Here is a 403-nt window from a genome sequence, read left to right as displayed (position 1 = left end):
TGAATAAACCGGCGTGATCCCGCAGCCCGCACTTAGCATCAATAATGACTGTTCATCCACTAACTGAATAGTAAAGTCACCGGCTGCACTGCCGCTACGTAAGCTGTGGCCAACAGAAAAACTGTCCGCAAGATAGTTTGATACTAATCCACCCTCTACGCGCTTGATCGTTAGACTGCAGTGTTTCTCACCCGGCATGGAGGCCAGTGAATAACAGCGCTGATGGGTCTCTCCCTCAATATCCACTTCAAGAGGCAAGAATTGCCCTGGAATAAAATCAATATCACCACTGGTTTCAAACCAATAAGTCGTTACATCGGAGGTGTCTTGGCGAATGTCTGTACAGGTCAGTTGCATCTTTAAAACTCATAGTTAGCAGTCAAAAAAAGAGGAGCTAAGCTCC

General features: G+C 46.4%; 1 protein-coding gene. It reads right to left on the bottom strand.

The window, feature by feature from the left end:
- The coding region (locus AB4585_RS27575) for an FAD-binding oxidoreductase (RefSeq protein ID WP_372171940.1) at nt 1-357 on the bottom strand (357 nt) is incomplete at its 3' end.
- Nucleotides 358-403: the final 46 nt, after the last annotated feature.

Source organism: Vibrio sp. 10N.222.49.C9 (assembly GCF_041474985.1).
Taxonomy (GTDB): domain Bacteria; phylum Pseudomonadota; class Gammaproteobacteria; order Enterobacterales; family Vibrionaceae; genus Vibrio; species Vibrio crassostreae_C.
The sequence above is the reverse complement of the archived record's forward strand: the minus strand, read 5'-3'. Positions and strand labels throughout refer to the sequence as shown.